8 protein-coding genes are annotated in these 7,448 nt (G+C 35.5%); 2 read left to right on the top strand and 6 right to left on the bottom strand.

Annotated elements, in window-relative coordinates:
- The coding region (locus ACP3VS_RS22980; RefSeq protein WP_426390107.1) for a hypothetical protein at positions 1-218 on the top strand (218 nt) is incomplete at its 5' end.
- 138 nt (positions 219-356) lie between these two features.
- On the opposite strand, the gene ACP3VS_RS22975 is transcribed toward ACP3VS_RS22980, so the two are convergent.
- Positions 357-728: a winged helix-turn-helix transcriptional regulator gene (locus ACP3VS_RS22975; protein WP_031416075.1), complete on the bottom strand. Its 372-nt coding sequence runs from the start codon at positions 726-728 to the stop codon at positions 357-359.
- A gap of 126 nt (positions 729-854) precedes the next feature.
- On the opposite strand from ACP3VS_RS22975, the gene ACP3VS_RS22970 reads away from it, so the two are divergent.
- Positions 855-1,481, top strand: coding sequence for a nitroreductase family protein (locus ACP3VS_RS22970; protein ID WP_031416076.1), 627 nt, complete (start codon positions 855-857; stop codon positions 1,479-1,481).
- A gap of 227 nt (positions 1,482-1,708) precedes the next feature.
- Here ACP3VS_RS22970 and ACP3VS_RS22965 read toward each other — a convergent pair whose 3' ends face one another.
- The 5 genes from ACP3VS_RS22965 to ACP3VS_RS22945 all read right to left on the bottom strand — a co-directional run bounded on the left by ACP3VS_RS22965 (position 1,709) and on the right by ACP3VS_RS22945 (position 7,344).
- Positions 1,709-1,840, bottom strand: a complete 132-nt coding sequence (locus tag ACP3VS_RS22965; protein ID WP_268988011.1) for a hypothetical protein — start codon at positions 1,838-1,840, stop codon at positions 1,709-1,711.
- A gap of 256 nt (positions 1,841-2,096) precedes the next feature.
- Positions 2,097-2,966, bottom strand: a complete 870-nt coding sequence (locus tag ACP3VS_RS22960) for a GNAT family N-acetyltransferase (RefSeq protein WP_031416078.1) — start codon at positions 2,964-2,966, stop codon at positions 2,097-2,099.
- Between the two features lie 254 nt (positions 2,967-3,220).
- Positions 3,221-4,426, bottom strand: a complete 1,206-nt coding sequence (locus tag ACP3VS_RS22955; protein WP_031416080.1) for an EAL domain-containing protein — start codon at positions 4,424-4,426, stop codon at positions 3,221-3,223.
- A gap of 468 nt (positions 4,427-4,894) precedes the next feature.
- Positions 4,895-5,998 carry a hypothetical protein gene (locus ACP3VS_RS22950; RefSeq protein WP_031416082.1) on the bottom strand — a complete coding sequence of 368 codons (1,104 nt, stop codon included), beginning with the start codon at positions 5,996-5,998 and terminating at the stop codon, positions 4,895-4,897.
- A 14-nt stretch (positions 5,999-6,012) separates the two neighbouring features.
- Positions 6,013-7,344, bottom strand: a complete 1,332-nt coding sequence (locus ACP3VS_RS22945; RefSeq protein ID WP_031416084.1) for an SPFH domain-containing protein — start codon at positions 7,342-7,344, stop codon at positions 6,013-6,015.
- Positions 7,345-7,448: the final 104 nt, after the last annotated feature.

Below are 7,448 nucleotides of genomic sequence, written 5' to 3'. Positions count from 1 at the left end.
AGCTACTTGGACGTGGCAGACAGCTTAAGAGAGCCTCTATGCTCGAAGAGTATGTTGGATACAGCAATGATTTACCAGATATTGAAAATGAAAGAGAAAGAAAAATGACAAAAGCCATCGACAATAAACTTCTCGATGACTTTTGTCTACAGTCTGAGACCACTTTTCTAGGTGGTCTGTTTTCATTATTTTGCATTTTTTTAGTATTACATTTATGAAACGGGTCATGGCCTTTTTCTCAAGTATGAATTAGTAGTTTAGCGCTTAAAATAACTCAGTGCTCAATTAAATGAGCACCGGGTTATTTATTTGTAACTTCAGAAATTTCACCCTTTAAACGATACAATTTTTAGCAATTACGACTTTACTTCGTTTGCAATGAATGTATGACAATCAATTTTTTGATCTTTATCTATACCATTCATTAATGCATACTTATTCCCCCATTCACACATTGTGTTTAAAACTGGTACAAATGACTTACCTAAATCAGTCAAGCTGTACTCTACTTTTGGTGGCACTTCTTTAAATATTTCTCGTTGTACAAGCCCATCTCTTTCTAGTTGTTTCAATTGATCTGTTAAAACTTTTTGTGTAATTCCTGGTATGAATTCATAAAATTCTTTTGTTCTTACAGATTTTTGGCTCAAAAAAAAGAGGATTAAACACTTCCATTTTCCACCTGCAATATTCATAAAAATATTGATGCCAGTATTATATTTAACCATATGCTTTCTCTCCCTAAATAGGCACAAAAAAGTAGCTATACCACTTTTTTGTGCGTTATTTTCTTATTTATTATTGCTTACTATAATTAAAGCTGCAAGAAATAATAAAAATTATGGAGTGATATCATGAGTGTAAAAAATATTTTGGAAAAAAGACGTTCAGTTAGACATTATGATCCAAGTTATAAAATTAGTTCAGAAATTATAACTTCTTTAGTTGAGACTGCAAGCAAATCCCCTAATGGGAATAATATCCAAGCTACACGTTACTTAATAATTGATGAACCTGACTTAAGAAATTTAATATTGCCTATAGCTTTTAATCAGCAACAAGTAATAGAAGCTTCAACTTTAATTGTTATGTTGGGAGATTATCAGGCATTCGATAAAGAAAATATTATTAAGATACATGAAGAAGGCTTTCAAGCAGGTTATTTTGACGAATCACTAAGAGATTATCTAGCGCATGCTGCGATAAATTATTATAAAAATAAATCAACTGAAGATTTAAAGATAGAATTAACTAGAGATGTAAGTCTTGCCTCAATGTCATTAATCTTGTTAGCAAATGAAGCGGGCTTTGACACAATTACTATGTCAGGCTATGATTCTAAAAAGTTAAAAGACGCCTTAAATATTTCTGAAAGATATTTAGATGTTATGCTAATAGCGATTGGTAAAGGGACGAAGGCTGGTCACAAAACCGTAAGACACAATGTAAATGAGATAATTTATAAAAACGAAATAATATAGTGCTTTTTAGAGCCTAAATTAGATAGTCATGAAATAGGTTATCTTAAGAAAAACCACAAATAGACCAGGCGTTTTTGTGGAAAAAATGCCCAGGCTCAAGATTTATTGAGTGCCTGGGCCCTGTAATAACATTTTTCTTTCAATAATTGCAAGAAAATCAGTCAAAAATTACTTCTCCTGTTTTCTCTATCTTAATACGTGTAGGTTTATTTTCACCTGTTGCCATTTCAATTTTGAAAATCATTCAACACATCTTTAACTAGTGCAACATCATATTCTTCATAATTATCATCATCTAGTTCTAACCCGTTTATCAGAATCGTAGAAAGTGTTAGCTTCACAAACACTAGTCTTTTCATCTTCCCACAGAATTTCTAATTTTGACTTTGATGTCCTATTATCATAATTCATTGCCAACTTCGGTTTTTTTAAGGTGCAGTTGGACAATCCAATACTATTTTATCCCATTATAAATAGTTAAATAATGATCCGTTTTGGAATCAAAGTAATCATCAATTTTTTCCTAAGTCCACACTTTCTTTATTTTTTTTACCATATTACCTTTTCCGCTTATATTAGTTCCAAACGTTACATGGACAAAGGATATTGATATCTCTAACCAAAAATTTGTGCAGCAATAGCAAACAACTCTTTATTCCTATATGGCATTTTAATAGAATTCTTTATCATTATTGGAGGATTACTAACTTTAATAAATCCACTTTTCTCCAAGAACAACATTAACTCGTCATTACTGGATGGCACATCAATCCTTATCTTCCCTTGATGATTAATAACTAACCCATCGATTATTAAAGCGGCTGTTTGTGAATTTGGTGCTACAATAGGTCCTATTAATAGATTCTCTGGACCTAATATAGATAATCCAAATCCAATAATCTTCCCATTTTGATTTTTAACAACTAAACATTGTTTTGATTGATTTATCCTATTAAGAAGCAATTCCCCCCTCTTATCTCCAAATGCAGCAGAATCTAATTCAATAATTTTATGAATTTCTTCCTCTTTGTATCTTTCTAAAGTAATTTGAGGATGATTAAACAAATTAGTTGGAATATAATTATCACTTAAATATTTATGTACAGAATCAACCGTACTAAAACCCAATCTTTCATATAAAGGTTTTCCATCCTCGGTTGAAATTAACATGATTGAGGTATTTTGAGAAACACTGTCTATACACTTCTGAGTGGCCTTCTTGCCTAAGCCTAAGCCCCTATAATCTTCATTAACAATAACCATACCTATTGAAGCTAAATTAGTATCATAAGGTATAATTGCAGCACTAGAAACAATTTTCCCCACAGTATTTTTATGTCCGTATATTTTTCCAGATGCCATAACGGTTCTTACTTCATATTCATCATAATCCCAGCCAACTGATGTAGAAAGTTCTACTAAGCCTAAGACATCATATTTATCAAATTCCACTAATTTTAATTCTATTTTATTGTCAGTATACATGAAAAATCCCCCTACTTTATTTCTATTATTATCATAATTTACCATCTACCTTTATTCAATGAAACTACTCTATCGTTGCAGAAACAATACTTTTACATATAACTAAAAAGAAGCAACCTTTCGGCTACTTCATCATCTGACTCAAAATATTATTTCTAACTGGTAATGTACAAACTCTATTATGGTAAATAATCATTTTGGGGTACAATCATAAGTTATACCCCACAAACCTTGCTATATAAGCATTTCTAGGCTTACCTAAAAATACTGTGCTCATAAAGATAGTCATAGGAAAGGTCAACAAACAAGTATTCATGTTCGTTGATGGCGATTGAAAAGGTTCTTGTAATTTCTCCTGTTTCAATATCACGATAAAGCTCAGAGATTTCCCCACTTTGATCGTTTCGCATTTTAATGATCGTTTGTAAGAAGTATGGGCGCCAGCTCCAATTTTTGTTGATGGCACGTGGCTGCAACTCCCAATTTCCATCTATTCGCATGACGTTAGGCGTTAATTGGAAACCATCCTCATTACAAATGTATAGTCTAAAAGAATAGTTATCCAGTAATTCAGCTAAATGCTCTAATTGTGAGGCATTATCACTCGTTGGTTTCACACGGTGAACAATAGCCTCCAACTCTTCTCTTAATTTCTTTAGCTGCAAAAATTGCGCCTCTAGCATTTTCTTTTCAGACGTAATAAATTGCTGGCATTCTTTTTTAAATCGTTCCTTTAATACATCTTTATCGACAAGATTTCTAGCAGGGTTGGCTAAATAAGGACCTTGATAATAGCGTCCTCCGTTTTTCCAAGCAAATTGTAGCTGATAAACCGTTTCAATATCTTCGAATAAAAGATTGGCACCTATTTTATAAGCAAGACTGCCAATAGCAGAAATCATATCGGATTGAGCAGACCAAGAATCATAATTTAAATCACGTGTGTTGACTTTTAAAATATGGGGGGCCAATAATGCAATATGCTCTAAATGACTTTCAGCTCCGACCTCTTGGACAGCGATTTTTACCCCAAATGTCGTAAAATACCGCAGTGCATGGTGCAATTTATTAATATCGCCTAAAAATCGATGCTCAGATACGACAAACACGATTCTGTGTAAATCTTCTTCTCCAATATATTGTTGGATGATATTAAAATGACTCTCACCAAAATCCTGCATCAATAAATTAGGGTTACTTGGAATGTAAATATCAATATCAGATGCAATTTCATCAATTTGGGCGAGTGCTGCATGCAAAATTTTATGTTCCATATCTATTCGGTATTCTTCTGGAATGTCCTCATTATTGACAAAATCCTTTAAATTAATTTGCTGACCTTCAATTTGTAGATGTCCGGAAATTTCGTAGGCTATCACCGTATGCGCATCTGCGCTAAATATCGGCTGATAATACCCATGTATTTGATCTAAATTCGTTAACACTTCAATTGCGTCCATCTTCGAAACCTCCATTATGAATAACCTTTTATTTGTTATTCAAAAATAACAATATATAGTCTATAAATAGCTTAAAAAATGCTCTCTGACTGTATAATAAGTTGTTTATTGTAAAATCGCAACTTCACTTCTTAACATTTATAGCTTATCTAATAGAAATTTTCAGATCAACTTAGGTGTCATACTCATAATTTCCCATCATTTCCGACGACTTATTAACAGAAAAGGTTATTTTTTACGCCATCTTGTCATGTTATGCTTTTGTTCTCATGAACATGTTATTGGTTCATGGCTGTTCGCTCATTTTCCCTATTCATATTAATTTATGCTACGAGTGTCACTAGTGGTTGGGATAATAGATGATAATAATTCATAAAGTAGTCATTTACCCAGCATGGATGGACAATTTTATGAAAAAAGCAGTATTCCAAATGGTCAATTACGCCCCTGATGGAATACTGCTCGTCATTATTCAGACATGAAGAAATACCAAATGATTGCTATTACCATTAATGATAAGATAACAGCTATCGTTACACGAAGTGGTGATATAGGAGCATCTCCACCCACTCGACCCGTTTGCCCATTGACCATAAAGCGATAAATTTTCTCTTTATAACGGAAAGAGGATAACCAAATCGGTAACATTAAATATTTGTATGTAATATCATCATGATTGGTCGAAAAACGTAAATTCGATACTACATCCGCGCTATTTTCCCAACGAATTTTTGAAGTGATTTGCGCATGAAGATGATCATGGATATCCCTTTTGGCTTGATTCCAGCCATCCTGTAAGCCGATGCTATATCGTTCAGATAAAAAGCCAGATACATACTCTGGTTTATAAGCCTTATTGTTTAAAAGATTAAAAGGCTCGATTTTTCGCATCATATTCTGATCATAGCGAGTAGTTGCACTTATTAAATGATCGTCGATAAATTCCTGATAAAAGCCGCTTGTGGAATACCAATCTGTTTCCGTATGTGTTTTCCCATCTTTATCTGTAACGGTGCGATGTCGTCCATATCGGGCAGAATATCTGGAGCTTGTTTTCGTATCAAACGTCCAGTATGGAAGATAGACCCCTTTAAAGGCATCAGGCCTAGCACTATTTTTGGCGGCTTTCGGTGTAAACCATCTACCTTTTATCCACTTTTGAAAATGTTCCCCAGCTTGCTTATCCGTTACTTCAAAAGCACATACACCATTTGGTGCTAGTGTGTTTTCAGCACTCGCTTCCATGACCTGATGGGAACCACAGTAAGGACAACTGTCGGCCACTTGCAACGCATCGTATATCGTTTCCGCGGCACAGGCTTCACAGATGACTGTTTTTTTCTCTACACCCCAATTGAAATTGCCACGTTCCTCGGCTGTTAAAAAGTCCATTTCTCGAGCAACTTTTTCTTCCTCTTGCTCAGGAGTTGCAATTTCTGTCTCAAAGCCACAATATGGGCAAGCTAGCTTACCTGTGGCAGGATTAAATTCAATTGTTGCGCTGCATGATGGACATTCTGCATCAAAATCAAGCTTTACTTGTTTGACATTCTCAACTTCTTGCGTTGACATGAATCATCCTCTCCTTACTTCACGTCATTTTCATCAAACACATCGCCACATTCAGGGCAGAACTTAGGTGGATTTGCAGGGTCTACTGGTGTCCATCCACATTTATCACATGCGTATAATAACGCTCCTGTAGGTTTTTTTGTCCCACATTCACTGCAGAACTTCCCTTTATTCACCGCTCCACATGCACATGACCAACCTTCTTCAACCGGTTTTGCCGTCCCACAATTGGAACAGAACTTCCCAGTATTTTCATGACCACATGTACATGTCCATGAATTATCTTCTTTTGCTGATTGATTTTGCCTATCCGCTTGAGCCATTTGTGCTTGCTTATTTTGTTCATTCATTTGATAAAGCTGACTAGCATTAATACCACCTGCTTGTGCCGCCATGTTCATGCCCATAAATCCTGTCATTGCACCCGCCTCATTGTTGGCAGCTGCAATCATCGCTTCTGCCTGTGCCCCTGTTAAATGAGCCGCAGCCATTCCAGGGTCACGCATTACAGCACTGCGTTGAAGTTGCTTAATCATAGCCTCATCTTCTTCTGATGCTTTTAGTGTACTAATACCAAAAGACACAACAGCTAATCCGCGTGTTGCAAGCCATTTCTCCGATAATACTTTGTTAAGAGCCTCTGCTAATGCAGCAGTATGGGCAGGTATTTCACTATAGCGAACGCCGCTAGCAGAAATCTGTGCGAACGCCGGTTGTAGAGCTGTCATTAATTCTGACTTCAACTGGCTATCAATAGCAGCCCTTGTATATTCACGCTCTACATTGCCACAAACATTTGTATAGAATAGTAGTGGATCTATAATTTTATATGAATATTCGCCATGACAACGAATAGCAATATCAATATCTAAACCAATATTGCGATCAATCACACGGAAAGGGACAGGTGCAGGTGTTCCGTATTTATTCCCCACTATTTCTTTCTTATTAAAATAGTAAACTCGCTGATCTTTCGCAGGTTCTCCTCCAAATGTAAAACGTTTGCCAATTTGCTTAAAGGTCTCCATAATCCCCTGAGACAGGTCTGAGCCATACATGATTGAAGGTTCAGTTGACGTATCATAAACATACTCGCCTGATTCCGAAGAAAACTCTACGACTTTCCCCTGCTCAACGACCATCATACACTGCCCTTCGTTTATCGCAATAATAGAACCATTACTAATTATATTGTCATTCCCTTTATTGGACCCTCGTTTGGACGTGCGCTTCACACCTTTTGTCACAAGCACATCCGCCGATAATGCCTCACAATAGAAATATTCACGCCATTGATCCTCTAAAACGCCAGATAACGCGCCAATTCCCGCTTTTAATAAACCCATTTGATTTCCCACCTTCACATTGATATTTAGCTTATTTTATCATCTATAAACAATATGTAATACGCATAATCAGACAAATTGTTTCACTTTTCTTTATTCGCACA

The sequence above is a fragment of the Lysinibacillus sp. VIII_CA genome (assembly GCF_049943995.1).
Classification (GTDB): Bacteria; Bacillota; Bacilli; order Bacillales_A; family Planococcaceae; genus Lysinibacillus; species Lysinibacillus pinottii.
This window is presented reverse-complemented; position numbering and strand designations above follow the sequence as displayed.